Here is a 15,040-nt window from a genome sequence, read left to right on the forward strand (position 1 = left end):
AACAACCCACATGTGGAGAGCGAGTCCGATGAGCGCTGATTATCAACTGATCATCCGCGGCGGAACCGTCGTCGATGGAAGCGGCGGCAAGGCTGTGGCGGCCGACGTGGCGATACAGGACGGCCTGATCGTCAAGGTCGGACAGATTCATGGCACCGCGGAAGAGGAAATCGACGCCAGCGGCCTGATCGTGACGCCCGGCTTCGTCGACGTCCACACTCATTATGACGGTCAGATCACCTGGGAAAGCCGGATGGCGCCGTCCTCGAACCATGGTGTCACCACCGTCGTCATGGGGAATTGCGGCGTCGGCTTCGCCCCGTGCCGGAAAGGGGACGAGGATCTCATGATCCGCCTGATGGAAGGGGTGGAGGACATTCCTCATGTCGTGATGGCCGCCGGCGTGCCGTTCAACTGGACAAGCTTCCCCGACTATCTCGACGCGCTGGAACAGCGCCAGAGCGACGTCGATTTCGCCACGCAGATCCCGCATTCGCCCCTGCGGGTCTTTGTCATGGGGGAACGCGGGGCCGATCTGGAGCCGGCGAACGAGCAGGATCTGGGCCATATGCGCAGGCTGGTCGCGGAGGCGATCCAGGCGGGCGCTCTCGGCGTGTCGACGTCACGCAACCTGTTCCATCGGTTCCGCAACGGGAAGCTCGCGCCCAGCGTTCGTTCCGAACTAGCCGAACTGAAGGCGCTGGCAGCCGGATTGAAGGACGCGGGAGACGGCGTCTTCCAATGCATTCCCGACATCGACGGCAACGGCACAGACGAGGTTGGGATGTTGGAGGCCATAGCGCAGGAATGCGGACGTCCGGTCAATTTCAGCCTCATCCCCATGCCGGGCAACCCCGCGAACTGGGACATTTATGTGAATGCGATTCGCACGGCGCAGGATAAGGGCCTGCGTCTGAACGGCCAGTTCCTGCCCCGCGCGATGGGTGTCCTTTTCGGACTCGATCTGAGCTTCCATCCTTTCAGCCTCAACCCCAGCTACCGCGCCCTGGCGGACCTGCCGCTGGCCGAGAAGGTCGGAAAAATGCGGGACCCCGCGCTGCGCGCCCGCCTCCTTTCAGAGGAGCCGGAAGACCCCAATCCCGCCTTTGTCGGCCTGCTAAAGGCGGGGCTGACCCTCTATCGCCTCGGCGAGCCGGCAAATTATGATTTCGCCGAGGAGGAAAGTCTTCAGGCTGAAGCCGCGCGGAGCGGCCGTCCCCTTGCCGACGTCATCTACGATGCCTTGCTGGAAAGCGAAGGCCGGGCGATTCTTTGCGCCTATGGCAGCAATGTCCGCGATACCGTCGAACGGACGTCGGCGTTGATCGGGGAGGATAATATGATCGTGGCGTTGGGTGACGGCGGCGCCCATTATGCGATGATCTGCGACGCTGCCTATCCCACCTACATGCTGGCCAATCGCCTGGGCCGGGAGGGGCTGGACCTGCCCCGGCTGGTCCGGTCGCTGACCAGCCAGCCCGCGGAATCGGTCGGCCTGCTCGATCGCGGCAGGATCGCGCCCGGCTACAAGGCCGATATCAACATTCTCGATCCCGAAAAGATCGTGCTGCACCGTCCACAAATCCAGGCGGACCTTCCCGCCGGCGGCAAGCGGTTGCGGCAGGAAGCGCAGGGCTATGTCGCGACGCTGGTGTCGGGGAGCGTCACCTATCGCGACGGCATCCACACGGGCGCGCTGCCCGGGAAGCTGGTGCGTGGCACGCGTAGCGCACCCACCGACGCCCATATCCCCATGGGCGCCGCAGCGTGAACGGCGGGGTCGAAATGCAGGACAGGACGAACCAGGACCTCGTCCTTGAACCACTGCCGGGCGCCTTTGGCGTCCGGGCGGTCGGCATCGACCTTAACCATGCGGACGACGCCCTGTTGCGCGGCCTGGCCGACGCCCTTTTCCAGAACCGGATCCTCGTCGTGCCGGGGCAGGCCATGTCCAACGATCAATATGTGGCCTTCGGCAAGCGCTGGGGGCGGCCCGTCCTGCTCGTCTCCCGCAGCAATCGGCATGGCGAGCATCCCGAGATGATCGTCCAGTCCAATTCGGGGTCCGTGCCGGCCTTCATGCGCAACGTCGCGTCCCACTGGCATTGCGACAGCTCCTATGAAGATGAGGTGGCGACCGTCACCATGCTGCTTGGGGTAAAGGCGCCTGCGGAGGGCGGCGAGACGCTCTTTGCCGATCTGGTCGCCGCCTATGCGACCCTGCCGAAAGACATGCGGGATCGCATTGACGGGCTGCGCGTACATCATGGCGTCAGCGCCGCGCAGCCGGGAAAGGATGAGACGATCATTCGTCCGCAGGATCTGCCCGAAGACATGCAGCGTCATGTGGACATACCCGCGCCTGTCCTCCATCCTCTGGTGCGCACGCATCCGGTTACGGGCGTGAAGGCGCTATACGGGCTGGGTGGTTCCGCCTTCGCGGTGGAGGGGATGGACGAAGCGGAAGGACTGGCGCTTCTGGACGATCTGAAAGGCCATGCGTCGGCGCCGATATTCGTGCAGGACTATAAATTGATGCCGGGCGACGTGCTGCTGTGGGACAATCTGTCGGTGATGCACCGGGCAACGCCCATCGAATATTCCGACGCGCCGGACAAGGCACGGCTGAATTATCGCATCAGCGTCAAGGGCCTGCCGGATTTCCTGTCTGTTCCCGAAAATCAGCTTATGGAGCCGGCGTCGAAATAGGCGCGCATCTGAGCAATGAGGCCGTCATCGTTCATCACCAGCGTCTCGAACGGGTGGATGGTGACCTGTCCACCCTCCCCCGCGTCCAGCCGGGCGCGAAAGGCGAAGGCGGCCTCATTGCCGCAAATGGCGATCCGTTCCAGTTCGGCGGATATTTTCATGGCGCTGCCCTGAGAGAAGAAGGCGCGCAACGCGTCATGGCCGACCATGGGCGGGGTACCGACCGGGTCCTCGAATGACCCATCAGGCGCGAATAAAGCGACGCGCGCCTCTATGTCGCCCGTCGCAAAGGTCGCGAGATACCGGGTGACGAGGTCGCGAATTCTGTCGCCAGCCGGCGTTTCCCGCCCCTTGGCCATTTCGACGAACATGTCCTTCAACATGGATCACTCCCCAGCCGTGGTGGCCATTTCCGTTTGCCGATACCCCTTACGGCCGAAATCCGGATCCGCCCCCAGCTGCCGGTTCCAGTCCGCAAGATCGAAATAATCCCGCCAATGCACGATGAGATTGTCGTCGTTCACCGTGAAGGCGCCCATCACGCGACATTCTGTCCTGCGTCCGTCATTGAGGATGAATATGTCGGACCGTTCCGTCAGCACCGTGCCATCGGCCGCTTCCACAATATGATGGATTTCCCATGGCGCCTCCCGATACATGGCCATGAAGGCCTGATTGGCTGCCCGTATGTCGTCCTTGCCGACGATCAGGTCCATCGGCACATTCTCGAATATCGCATCATCGGCAAATTGCGCCATCATGAAGTCGATGTCGCGGCGCGCCCATGCTTCGACGAGATTGAGTACCGCTCTGGTCTTGCCACTCATCTTCCTCTCCCTTCATCACAGCCGAAGCGCGTGCGAAAACAGGGTCCGACCGGGGACGTTGCGGTCCGCCGAATCCCGGACCCTGCCGCTCAGAGCATCATGTCGAACGGTTCGCCGCCCATCAGCTTGTCGCCATAGGTGCGTCCGTAGATGCGGTACTGGGCTGCGGCATGCTGACGCCCGGTCAACATGTTGCGATAGATGCGGCCCATGTTGGACGTGTCGTACACGCCGCCGCCGCCCGCGACCGTCAGCATGCCTTCGGCCAGCTTGACGCAGCGGTCGGCGACGCTCGCGCTCTGGAACCGCATCATGTGCCGCATGTCCAGCGGCGGCATCTCGTCGCGCTCCGCATAGTCCTGCATGATCTCGAAATTGGCGAACATCACCTTCTTCATCTCGTCTATGCCCGCTTCGGCCGATGCCACCGCCAGCTGCGCGTCGGGATCCTTGGCGGTCTTGCTGCCCATGAATACCTTGTCCTTGGCATAGGCCTTGAACAGGTCGAGGAAGTGTTGCAGCGCGCCAATCTGGCCGTTGGTGATCCCCCGCATGAACACGAGCATGAAGGGCATGCGATAGAGGGGGTTGTCATTCCACTGCCGGCCCGGGCTGGTCCCGTTGAAGCCGTCGATGAATTTATGTGTCCGATATTCGGGGATGAAGGCCTTTTCCACCACGACGTCGTGGCTGCCCGTCGCGGCCAGGCCGGTTGTGCGCCAGGTGTCGACGATCTTCGCATCCGCCCTGGGCAGCAGGAAGGCGCGATAGTCGGTCGGATCGCCATTGACGAAACCGCCCAGGAAGGTCCAGTCGCAATGCTCGCTGCCGCTGGAATAGGACCAGCGACCGGAAAATTCGAAGCCACCCTCGACAGGCGTCGCCGTGCCGCCCGGCATATAGGGCGAGGCGACCAGCACCGAGCTGTCGTTGCCCCAGACGTCCTGCGCCGCGCGGTCATCCATCAGGCCGATGTGCAGGCTGTGCAGGCCGATCACGCCATAGATCCAGGCCACGGACATGTCGCCCTCGCCCAGTGCGATCTGCACCTCGGCAAAGGCGCGCTGGCCAAGCTCATAGCCGCCCCAGCGGCGCGGCTGAAGGACGCGGAACAATCCGGCCTCGTTCATTCGCCGGACCGTGTCCGGATTCACCGTCCGGTTCGCCTCATCCTCCGCGGCACGCTCCCGCAGCAGCGGGATCAAGGCGCGCGTCCGATCGACAAGCTGCTCGACCGACGGGATGGTTTCGTTCTTGGTATCAGCGTGGACAGCCGACATGGATCACTCCCAAATACTGTTTCCTGATGACCTACGCCCCGGACTGCCGCCCACCATCATCCGTTCGGACGTTTGCAATCACCCGCGAGCAAAGAAAGCCTCGCCTCCACCGCAGCGCCCAGGTCCTGCGTCGATGCCAGGCCGCCAAGGTCCGGCGTCAGCGCGTCCCCGGCCAGCAGGGCGTCGCCAATGGCTTGCAGGATGGCGGCGCCCGCCGCCTGTTGCCCCAGATGGTCCAGCATCATCGCCCCGGCCCAGATCTGCCCGATCGGATTGGCGATGTTGCGCCCGGCGATGTCCGGTGCAGAACCATGAACCGGCTCGAACATGGAGGGATGAAGACCTTCCGGATTGAGATTGGCGGAAGGCGCGACGGCGATCGTGCCGGTACAGCCGGGCCCAAGGTCGGACAATATGTCCCCGAACAGGTTGGACCCGACAACGACGTCGAACTGTTCAGGCTTCATCACGAAGCGCGCCGCCATGATGTCGATATGATGGCTGTCTGTCCGCACGTCGGGATATTCCGCCGCAATCGCGGCAAAGCGCTCGTCCCAGAAGGGCATCGAATAGAACAGTCCATTCGACTTGGTCGCCGAGGACACATGGCGGCGATCCAGCCGACGCGCGAGGTCGAAGGCGTAGCGCAGGATGCGATCGGTGCCGCGCCGGGTGAACAGGGCGGTCTGGATGACGGACTCGTTTTCCCCGCTCCCGCTCCTGCCGCCCAGGCGCGAATATTCGCCCTCGGTATTTTCCCGGACGACCCAGAAATCGACGTCTCCGGGCTGCTTGCCCTTCAGCGGGCAATCGATGCCGGGCAGCAATCGCACCGGCCGCAAATTCACATATTGGTCGAATTCGCGCCTGATCGGGATCAGCAGGCCCCATAGGGAAATATGGTCGGGAACACCCGGATAACCGACCGCGCCAAGGTAGATGGCATCATGTTGCGACAGGCGGTCGATGCCGTCGTCGGGCATCATCGCGCCCGTCGCGTGCCAGGTTTCGCAACTCCAGTCAAAATGATGCCAGTCGAAGGAAAAGCCGAAGATATCGGCGGCGCGGTCCAGCACCCGAATGCCTTCGGGCATCACTTCCTTGCCTATGCCGTCTCCTGGAATGACCGCGATGGAGTACCGCTTCACGCGGCGCCTCCCGCCATGTCGGCCAATATCTCGTCCCTCAGCACATGCTTCAGGACCTTGCCCGTCGCATTGCGGGGCAGATCGTTGCGAAAGACGACATGTTCAGGAAATTTGAGCTTGGCAATGCCGAAATCCGCCAGGAAGGCAGCAAAGTCGGCGCATGTCGGCCTTGCGGAACTTGCCGGCAGAACGACCGCGCAGGCCATCTCTCCCGTCTTCTCGCTCGGAATCCCTACGACCGACACTTCCGCGACATCGGGATGGAGCGTCAGAAGATCCTCGATTTCCTTGGGGCTGATATTCTCGCCGTTGCGGATGATGATATCCTTCTGCCGGCCGGTAATGACGACATAATCTTCGTCCACGATGCGACCAAGGTCGCCCATGCGGAAATAGCCCGCCTCGTCGAACGCGGCGGCCTCATCCTCGATATTATGATAGCCGACCAGCATCTGCGGCCCCTTGGCGAGCAGTTCACCCACGCCTTCCGCGTCGGCGGCGGGGATGATCACCGTGGCCGCGCCGATCTTTCCATCGGTTTCAGCCGCATGGTCGGTGTCGCCCGCATCGATCGACCCCAATGTGATGGTGGGCACCTCGGTCGAACCATAAACGCGGGTGGCGATGCAGTTATCGAACCATTCGGTCGCCTCGCGGATCAGAGACGGCGGCACCGAAGCGCCACCGCAGATGAAGATACGCAGGCTGGGAAGACAGGCGCCGGAAACCCGGCAGGCGTCCAGCAAATGCTGCAGGAAAGGCGTGGCGCCCGCCATGTGCGTGCATTGCTCCTGCTCGATGAGCCTTGCGGCGGTCGCGCCGTCCCACATGTCCATCAGCACCGCGCTGGTGCGGTACAGAAGCGGCATCTCGAAGGCATAGAGCGATCCGCCGATATGGCTGACCGGAGACGCGACCAGATAGCGCGCATCCTCCCCCCGGTTCCAGAAACGGTGAAGCTGGACGATATCCGCATTGATCGTGTTATGCGTGTGCAGCACACCCTTTGGACGACCGGTGGTGCCCGACGTGTACAGGATCATCCGCACGGCGCCCGGATCGACCAGATCGAACGTCGCCTCGGGACTGCCCTCCGCGACCAGTTGATCATATCCCACGCCATCGCCCGGATCGCCGCGCAGGACGACGACAAGCGGCGGACTTTCCATCTGCGCGCCCACTTCCGCCATCATGGTCCGATAATCGACGCGACGAAACTTGGCGGGAATGAAGATCGCGCTGCTCTTGCAATCGGAAAGCATGAACAGCAGTTCGGCGTTGCGGAAATTGGTGACCAGCGGGTGGCTGACGGCGCCGATCAATGCCGTGGCGAGATAGACGACGCAGGCCTCATGCCAGTTGGGCAGCATGAAGGAGACCACATCGCCCCGCCCGATGCCGCGCCGCCGCATGGCGTCCGCCAGGCGGCGTGCCGATTGATAGAGGTCGCCCGCCGTCAACCGGATCTCTCCATCGATCAGCAGCACCCGTTCGGGCTCCTGCGCGGCAAGCCGGGCCGCCGCTTCGCCGATGGTCGTGTCGAGCCACCAGCCGCCCGCGCGCGCCTGCGCTTCGCGGTCGGGGTCGTGCCTGATCGACCAGCCATCCACGACGCGACGGGTGATGCCGGATTGCGCTGGCGTCATTTCGCGACCCTTTCGGCGAGACGCGCTTCCTCGCTCAGGAATTTGGTGGTGGTCCAGCCGCCGTCCACGGCCAGGATCTGACCGTTGATGAAGCCCGCCTGATCCGACAGCAGGAACCAGATCGCGTTGGCGATGTCCTCTGCCGTGCAGGTCCGGTTCATCGGCGTCATCTCGAAATTCATCCGCCGGAAGACTTCATTCTCCCAATTATAGGCTGTCATCGGCGTTTCGGTGACGCCCGGCGCGACGACGTTGCTGCGAATGCCCTCAAAGCCATATTGCGCCGCCATGTGCAGGGTCAGGCCATTGATGCCGGCCTTCGCCGCCGAATAGGCGCCGCCGCGCAGACCACCGAGGATCGAAAAGGTCGAGGACACGTTCACGATGGCGGAACCCGGCTTCATCACGGCGATCGCCTCCCGACAGTAACGGAAGGGCGCGCGCAGCAGCACGTCCAGGAAATCGTCCAGTATCTCGTCCGTGGTTTCATGCACGGGCGATGGCTTGCCCTTGCCTGCATTGTTGACGAGATAGTCGAGACGACCGAACCGCTCGATCGCCATGGCCACTGAGGCCGCCGGTGCCTCTGCCGCCGTGATGTCGGCGACATGCAGGGCGACGGAGTCGCTCCCCAGTTCGTCCTCGACCTGCTGAAGCGACTCGCGCGTGCGGCCCACGGCGACGATGCGGACGTCGTTGGCGACGAGCGTACGCGCCGTCGCCAGGCCTATTCCCGTTCCCGCTCCCGTCAATATGGCGACTTTCCGGTCCTGAACGCTCATTGGCCGTCTCCATGGAGAAAGCAGGAAAGGTGCACGTTGGAGTCGTCCTTTTGCCCGATCATGTACAAATATCCCCAAGGATCAGAATTCAGTTCGCAAGCCGACCGTTCATATCGGCCGAACGTGCCGCGTCGCGGCTGCCAGAGGCATAGACGCCGCACGGATATGCGCCTCGTCCAACTGAACTAGGCGGCACGCGGCCAGCCGTGCGGCAACGGCGTTAAATGACCATATTTGTAAATATATGGATATAAAGCCGAGATTGGTGCTGCGCGGTTCGGGAACAAAAAATGCTGCCATGCAGCAAGGACATTCTGGCATAATGGCTGTTTTCAGCGGGATATCGAGAATATTGGGATAAGGAGAACCGTGGCGCAGGACCGTACAAAAGGATGCCAAGCCATATTGACATAATTCTCCATTCATGTGCATTTAAATGCATGGCAAGATTCGGTGGGCCTGCCGAGGGCAACGCCGGTAAGCACGATAGGAGAGGCACGCATGGCGGTAGCCCAATTGAAATTTCCTGCTTCCCAAAGCAGCATTTCCTACGACGCCCTTATCTCAGCAATATATCGCAGCGTGGACGACGACGACGCCTGGCCTGAGGCGCTCGACATCCTTCGGGGCTATCTGGGGGCCAATGTGGCCTGCCTGCGCATCGCGCAGCAATCCAAGACCCATCGGCAATATCTTTTCGCCTCAGGACCTCATGCGACCGAAGACTCCATTCGCGAGTGGGAACAGATAAATTCCCGGGAACTGCTACCGCAGGATCTCAAGCCAGGCGAAACCACCGTCATCGACTGGCGCCTTGTCAGCAATGCCGTTCAATGCTCCAAATTGTTGCAGCGATATGATATCGCGGTGACAGCGACCGTATGCGTCGATGTGATCGATGATGCCCAATATACGCTCAATTGCAGCAGGGGTTTTGAAGATTCGGAATTCCGGTCCGCAGACCTGGACAGTTTCCGGCAGATTGCGGAGCATTTCCGTCGCGCCATGGCGCTTCGTCGCCAGAATATGCAAAGCAAGGTCGTCAGCCAGTTCCAGACAGAGGCGCTGGACAGCCTGGGCATTGCGGCCATTCTCATCAACCGCGCGGGCAGCCATGTCCTGCTGAATCAGACGGCTCAGGATGCGCTGGATGAAGGCGTCGGTCTGGAACTGACGGCGCGCGGGCTGCGGGCCGTGGACCGCACCGACGATGGCGCCTTCCAGCAGGCGCTCCGGGCGGCTTTGTGCGAGAAGGAGCCGGCCGGTTCGCGGGCGATGCTGATCAACAGCGGGGATGACGACCGTCGCCTGCATCTCGTCGTCAGTTCACGGCGGCACAGTTCCATGATTTCCGGCGAGACGGAGACATCCGCCTTGATCTTCCTGCGGGTCAAGGAAATAGTCGGCGAAGCGGACAAGAAATTGCTGCAGCAGCTTTTCTCCTTCACCGCGACGGAGGCCAATCTCGCGGTCGGGCTGGCCAAGGGTCTGTGCCTGAAGGACGTCGAATCCCAACTCAATATCCGTCACAACACGGCGCGTGCGCATCTGCGTTCGATGTTCGCCAAGGCGGACGTGTCGCGACAGGCGCAACTGGTGTCGCTGCTGGCCAACAGCCTGGTCCCGCTGGGGCGCATGAGTTCGACGCCGCTGCAATAGGAGATCACCCTGTCCGTTCCCGGACAGCCTGGAGCGCACTGCGTTTAATCCAACGCAGCGCGCTCCATCTTATTTGATGCCTGATGCTCGGCCTGATAGCTGTCATATTGCGTTCCGGGCGGCGCTGTCACGGTAAGGCATGATGCCGTATAGCCGCCCTCGACCGGCAATATCTGACCCGTCACATAGCTTGACTCATCGGAACGGAGCCAGACGGTCGCTGCCGCGATCTCATCCATCGTTCCGAACCTCTGCATCGGATGCGCCACATCGTCTTCGCGGCTGACGGTGGCCGTGCAGGCAATGGCCTGCCCCCTGCCCCGCAGATCGTGTCAACGACCTCCTCGATCTTTCCGGCGGTGCGGCCCACCACCACTCTGGTTCCAAGTTCCGCAAATATGTCCGTAAATGGTCTCAGCGTTCGAGCGGCACTGAGAAAGCCCGCAAATAGTCCCCGGTCATCCGGTCTATGTCGTCGAGCGTCAGGCCGGCGCTTTCCAGGGTGTAGGCGTGATGGCTGCGGCCCGCCCTGATGCGCCTGTCTTCCTCCAGCCAATGCCGCATCACCTGCCGTCGGCCGTCGTCGGTCGCGATGCCGAAATGGCGGTAGATGCTATCGACGGTCGCCATGGGGTCGGCCTGCAGGTCCACGAACTGGATATCGATGAACCGATCGGCCATGCCAGGGCGCTTGCGGAAGGCCAGCGCATCAACCCAGGTTCCATCATAATCCTGGATCACCGCGGCCGAGCCGGGAGGTTGATCGCCATGCTTCGAATGCAGGATGGAGGTCAGGCTGCCCATGGAAGGATAGATTTTCGCCGTATCGCGGTGGCAATGCACGAACAGCGCGTCGGGAAAGACATCGATGATCTCCTGCAGGAAGCGCACGTGGATCGGCGTCTTGAGGATCCACCGGCGACGCGGCTCGCCATATTGCAGATATTGGAGCAGGGCGCGCTGTTCCCGATAAAGCGGCGCGAAATCCCGGGAGAAGACATGGCGCTCGAAATTCGGAATATGCGCGCGCGCTGCATAGTTGACCGATTGCAGAAACATTTCCCACATGAACGGACATTCTTCCGCCCGATCGGCATCGCTGGGGTGCACGCCCTGCCAGTCATCATCCATCAGCCCGTTGAACTGCGCGCTTTCCCGCGCCCGTTGCAGTCGCAACGCCCAATGCATGGGATCGGGATCCTTCGGCCCGGGCGACAGCATTTCGAACATGCGCGGCGCACGGTTGTCAGGATCAGAACCCAACAGATTGTGCAGGAATGTCGTCCCTGACCGGGGAAGACCGAGGATGAAGACCGGGCTGTCGATCGGCTCGTCCCCAACCCCCTTCAATCTTTTGCGGTCGTCCAGGTAGACGAGCCGCGAGCACAGATTTTCATGTATTTGCCGATAGATGCGACGAGCACCCAGTTCATGGAGACGGGCCGTCGTATTCAGGTCATCAACCAATATGGTCAGTGGCTCCAGCGGGTTTCCCGTAAATGGCGCATCCCAGTCCGATCGTCCGGTTTCCAGTTCTGCGCCATGCATCAGCGCGCGCGCATCCGCTATCCTGTTCAAATTCCGTCTCCTTCCTTGCGCCTGCCGCGGATCGGCTTCAAAGCCCGTAAAGCCGCTTGACGCCGCTCCTGCGCGCTTCGATCGTTGCTTCCCGTTCCGCCGGCGAGATCCTTCGGCCATCGGGATGCAAATGGTCGTGCAGGTCAGCCAGGGCGACTTTCGTCACCGTCGACCGCGGCACGAAATCGGCATGGACCCAGCGCCATGCGGCGATGCCGCGCCTGTTGCCGGCGCTGTCCAGCCAATTGGGAACGCCCGGATCGGACAGGGAAAGGACGAAACGCGCCTTGCCGTCCGGATCGACATCCGCCTGCATCATGTTGAGCGACGACTGGTGATTCATGTAATCGAGCGTGTGCTGGCAAAGATCCGCGAGCTGGATCGCCCAGAAACGGGCTCTGCGCGGGATCTCGACCTCAATGACCAATGCTTCCCCGTCGTCGATGTCGAAGACCATGAAATGGTAGCCGGCATGCTGGATACCGCCCAGATTCTGTTCGCGCCCCTCCCAGAACTGGTTAAAGCCGACGTCATCGACAATATCTTGCGTCCGCTGGACCCAGTGCCTGGCGGAAGCAATGACGAAATTGCGCGCCTTGCCGATACGCCGGTAAAGATCGGCTTCGTCTATGAAGCCGATATCCTTCGGATCCCGGTCGATCGTTTCTATGGTCACTTCGCAGGGCTGGTCGCGGGCCCAGTCGCAAATGGCATCGCGCACCACGATCATGTAATTGTGATGGTTCGCATCCAGCGGAATCCAGTTGCCGTCATGATGCTCGGCCGACAGGATGATCTCGAAGCGGCCATCATCCGCTATTTCGAAATCATCAAGATCCCAGGCGCCGGCCTGCACATAGTCAGGATCACCCCAGAATTCCGACATCAGGTGAAACTCGTTCCAGGGGGAACTGCCGCGGCGGCCCGTGATCCTGTAGCTGCGCGCGCCGTCGACAAATGCATGACGATAGTGAAAGTCGGGGCAGCACAGTCCCCAGCTATAGGCAACCGGATGATGAAAGGGATGCCTGTCGAAAAAGGGAAAGTTGTGTCGGGGCGAGATGGCGATGTTGAAGGCCACATGGGCTCACGACGTCACCTGCATCAACGCCCTGCTTCGTTCCTGCCGATCGCGAACCCAGGGGGAGTTCATCCAGATATCCCTGGCCATGTTCTGCCCGGCAAGATAATCGGCCCAGATCTGGTCATGACCCTGTTCCAGTTCCGCAGCCATGCGACTCTCCTCATTTGCTGTTTGCGCGGAAGATAGGCATGGCTTGGCGGTACCGAACCTACCAAATGGGACTCTCGCAGTGCTGGACGTGACGCAAATGAGCGAGCTGCTCATCGCTCTGCATGGGGGACCGTTCGAAACGCCTCCATGGGATCGGTTTCTGCATCGGCTGAGGGATGTCTGCCATGCCAATTATGCCGGTATTCTGTTCCGACCGATGGACCGGCCGCCCAACAGCCCCCTGGAACTGTTCGCCGGTCCAGCCGCCCTGCCCGACATCCCCCGCATGTATGAGGAGGGATTCTACAGGCTAGACCCCTATCTCAACGGCAATCTGGAGGAAGGGGAAGTCTACGGACTGGACCGATTGATCGACAACGGAAATCCCGGTCACAGGCGTTATGTCGACGAACTGCTCATCCCGCGGGGCTTGCGCCATATGTTGGGCGTGCGTGTCCGTGAACCGAGCGGCATTGGCGCGTGGTTCTATCTTGGCCGGGACGAATTGCCATTTTCCCCCGACCATTCGGTCATTCTGAAGCAGGTGGCCGCGCATTTCCGCATTTCGCTCCAGACGTATGTGACGATGGAAAATCAGCGCGTGCATGCGGCGATTTCCGACAATGCCATCAGCCGTCTGAATTTCGGCTGGATCAGCCTGGACGCCACCGGCACCATTGTGGAGGCAAGCCATCAGGCGCGTCATATGCTGCGTCGCAACGGACCGCTCACTGTCTCTCCTTCGGGGAGGCTGACGGCTTCGGGCAGGGATCTCAACATGCGCCTCTCCACTGCAGTGAGCGACATCGCGCAGCGCCGCGCAACCCAGCCGCGGGCGCTCAGCATCAGCAACGATCCATGGCTCTCCCTCCTGCTCATCCCCATCGCCAATCCCGTCGCATCGACGGGACGAACCGCCGTGATGACCGCATTCCTGCAGGACGATGAAAATTCCATGGTCGACCGGCATGAACAGATCGCGGAACTGTTCGGCCTGCTCCCCAGCGAAGCGCGCCTTGCCGTCGCAATCTGTCGCGGCGCATCCATTGCGGAGGCCGCCGCGCAGATGGGCATTTCGGAAGCGACCGCTCGCAACTATTCCAAGCGGATCTATGCCAAGATGGGTGCCCGGGGGCAGGCGGACGTGGTCCGGTTCGTGCTGACCAGCGTTCTCGCCCTTGCGATGAGCCAATAGCGGGCGAATAAATTTCCGATCTAGTCCCCTCCGCCGTGGCGGGCCGGGACGCTCTGGTCCACCCCTCGCGAATCAGTTCGCGAAAGGAGAAGCAGAATGCCGGAAACCCAGATGACGATACCCTTTGGCGAAGGCCAGATCGCCTATCATGACATGGGTGACGGCGCGCCTCTGCTGATGTTGCACGGGTCGGGGCCCGGCGTGACGGGGTGGCGCAATTTTTCCGGCAACGCTCCGATCTTCGCAGAGCGGTTCCGGTGCATCGTTCCTGACCTTCCGGGATATGGCGAGAGTTCCGGCATCGCCGGCGATCCCTTTGCCGGCACCGTCGACGCGGTGATCCACCTGATGGACAGCCTGAAGATCGAACGCGCGAGCCTGGTCGGTAACTCCTTCGGCGGATTGATCTCGGCGCGGCTGGCGGCCGCCCATCCCGATCGCGTCACGCGGCTGGTGACGATCGGCGGCGTGGGCGTGCCGATCTTCAATCCTTTCCCCTATGAGGGGGTCGAACGGCTCGCGGAATTCGTGGCCAACCCGACGCGGGAGCAGATCATTCTCTGGCTCCGCTCGATGGTGTTCGACCAGTCGATCCTGACCGAGGAGCTGATCGATGCGCGATTCAGTACCGCAACGCAGCCCCAGGCGCTGGAAACCAACCGGAAAATCTACTCCCGCGCCGGCCTTGCCGCCATCGCGCAGGCGATGGCCGGACCCGACGCCGTCCAGAGCTTCGCCTACCTCCCCAAGATCCAGGCGCCCACCTTGCTGACATGGGGTCGTGACGACCGGGTCACGCCATTGGACGGGGCGCTTCTCCCCCTCCGCCTCATTCCCAATGCGGAACTGCACATTTTCCCCAAATGCGGCCACTGGGCGATGATCGAGCAGAAAGCCGCGTTCGAAAGCGCGGTCATGGCGTTCCTGACCCGCGAATAGTCCGGACGGCCGGGGGCGGTTGCCGGAAAACTGCTATGTTGGA

General features: G+C 61.9%; 15 protein-coding genes. 5 read left to right on the forward strand and 10 right to left on the reverse strand.

The window, feature by feature from the left end; genetic code table 11:
- Positions 1-28 precede the first annotated feature (28 nt).
- Positions 29-1,771, forward strand: coding sequence for an N-acyl-D-amino-acid deacylase family protein (locus tag ACN9MX_RS15235; RefSeq protein ID WP_363829251.1), 1,743 nt, complete (start codon positions 29-31; stop codon positions 1,769-1,771).
- A complete protein-coding gene (locus ACN9MX_RS15240) occupies positions 1,768-2,709 on the forward strand; it encodes a TauD/TfdA dioxygenase family protein (RefSeq protein ID WP_363829254.1) in 942 nt (313 codons plus the stop codon). The genes ACN9MX_RS15235 and ACN9MX_RS15240 overlap by 4 nt, the downstream gene beginning before the upstream one ends.
- Here the strand turns inward: ACN9MX_RS15240 and ACN9MX_RS15245 are convergent.
- The 6 genes from ACN9MX_RS15245 to ACN9MX_RS15270 all read right to left on the reverse strand — a co-directional run bounded on the left by ACN9MX_RS15245 (position 2,682) and on the right by ACN9MX_RS15270 (position 8,392).
- Positions 2,682-3,092, reverse strand: a complete 411-nt coding sequence (locus tag ACN9MX_RS15245; RefSeq protein ID WP_363829257.1) for a nuclear transport factor 2 family protein — start codon at positions 3,090-3,092, stop codon at positions 2,682-2,684. The genes ACN9MX_RS15240 and ACN9MX_RS15245 overlap by 28 nt on opposite strands.
- Before the next feature lie 3 nt (positions 3,093-3,095).
- Positions 3,096-3,536, reverse strand: a complete 441-nt coding sequence (locus tag ACN9MX_RS15250) for a limonene-1,2-epoxide hydrolase family protein (protein WP_363829260.1) — start codon at positions 3,534-3,536, stop codon at positions 3,096-3,098.
- Positions 3,537-3,625: 89 nt separating this feature from the next.
- Positions 3,626-4,816, reverse strand: coding sequence for an acyl-CoA dehydrogenase family protein (locus ACN9MX_RS15255; protein WP_363829263.1), 1,191 nt, complete (start codon positions 4,814-4,816; stop codon positions 3,626-3,628).
- Between the two features lie 56 nt (positions 4,817-4,872).
- Positions 4,873-5,964 carry a tartrate dehydrogenase gene (locus tag ACN9MX_RS15260; RefSeq protein ID WP_363829265.1) on the reverse strand — a complete coding sequence of 364 codons (1,092 nt, stop codon included), beginning with the start codon at positions 5,962-5,964 and terminating at the stop codon, positions 4,873-4,875.
- Positions 5,961-7,610, reverse strand: coding sequence for an AMP-binding protein (locus ACN9MX_RS15265; protein WP_363829267.1), 1,650 nt, complete (start codon positions 7,608-7,610; stop codon positions 5,961-5,963). The genes ACN9MX_RS15260 and ACN9MX_RS15265 overlap by 4 nt, the downstream gene beginning before the upstream one ends.
- The gene (locus ACN9MX_RS15270) at positions 7,607-8,392 is read right to left on the reverse strand and encodes an SDR family NAD(P)-dependent oxidoreductase (protein WP_363736527.1); all 786 of its coding nucleotides are present in this window, start codon (positions 8,390-8,392) and stop codon (positions 7,607-7,609) included. The genes ACN9MX_RS15265 and ACN9MX_RS15270 overlap by 4 nt, the downstream gene beginning before the upstream one ends.
- A 582-nt stretch (positions 8,393-8,974) precedes the next feature.
- Between ACN9MX_RS15270 and ACN9MX_RS15275 the strand changes: the two genes are divergently transcribed.
- Positions 8,975-10,051, forward strand: a complete 1,077-nt coding sequence (locus tag ACN9MX_RS15275; RefSeq protein ID WP_363736528.1) for a helix-turn-helix transcriptional regulator — start codon at positions 8,975-8,977, stop codon at positions 10,049-10,051.
- A gap of 44 nt (positions 10,052-10,095) precedes the next feature.
- Here ACN9MX_RS15275 and ACN9MX_RS15280 read toward each other — a convergent pair whose 3' ends face one another.
- From ACN9MX_RS15280 to ACN9MX_RS15295, 4 genes are all read right to left on the reverse strand, one after another.
- On the reverse strand, positions 10,096-10,377 hold the full coding sequence (locus ACN9MX_RS15280; RefSeq protein ID WP_363829452.1) for an SDR family oxidoreductase: 282 nt from the start codon (positions 10,375-10,377) through the stop codon (positions 10,096-10,098).
- A gap of 88 nt (positions 10,378-10,465) precedes the next feature.
- Positions 10,466-11,629 (reverse strand): sulfotransferase family protein, encoded by a 1,164-nt coding sequence (locus ACN9MX_RS15285; RefSeq protein WP_363829272.1) that lies wholly within the window; start codon positions 11,627-11,629, stop codon positions 10,466-10,468.
- A 37-nt stretch (positions 11,630-11,666) separates the two neighbouring features.
- Positions 11,667-12,710: a DUF1214 domain-containing protein gene (locus ACN9MX_RS15290; RefSeq protein ID WP_363829274.1), complete on the reverse strand. Its 1,044-nt coding sequence runs from the start codon at positions 12,708-12,710 to the stop codon at positions 11,667-11,669.
- Between the two features lie 6 nt (positions 12,711-12,716).
- A complete protein-coding gene (locus ACN9MX_RS15295) occupies positions 12,717-12,863 on the reverse strand; it encodes a hypothetical protein (RefSeq protein ID WP_363829277.1) in 147 nt (48 codons plus the stop codon).
- A gap of 97 nt (positions 12,864-12,960) precedes the next feature.
- Here ACN9MX_RS15295 and ACN9MX_RS15300 point away from each other — a divergent pair, with 97 nt between their 5' ends.
- The gene (locus tag ACN9MX_RS15300; protein ID WP_363829279.1) at positions 12,961-14,058 is read left to right on the forward strand and encodes a helix-turn-helix transcriptional regulator; all 1,098 of its coding nucleotides are present in this window, start codon (positions 12,961-12,963) and stop codon (positions 14,056-14,058) included.
- Between the two features lie 96 nt (positions 14,059-14,154).
- Complete coding sequence (locus ACN9MX_RS15305) at positions 14,155-14,997, forward strand: alpha/beta fold hydrolase (protein WP_363829281.1); 843 nt, start codon at positions 14,155-14,157, stop codon at positions 14,995-14,997.
- Positions 14,998-15,040: the final 43 nt, after the last annotated feature.

The organism is Sphingobium sp. R-21, from assembly GCF_049913335.1.
Taxonomy (GTDB): Bacteria; Pseudomonadota; Alphaproteobacteria; order Sphingomonadales; family Sphingomonadaceae; genus Sphingobium.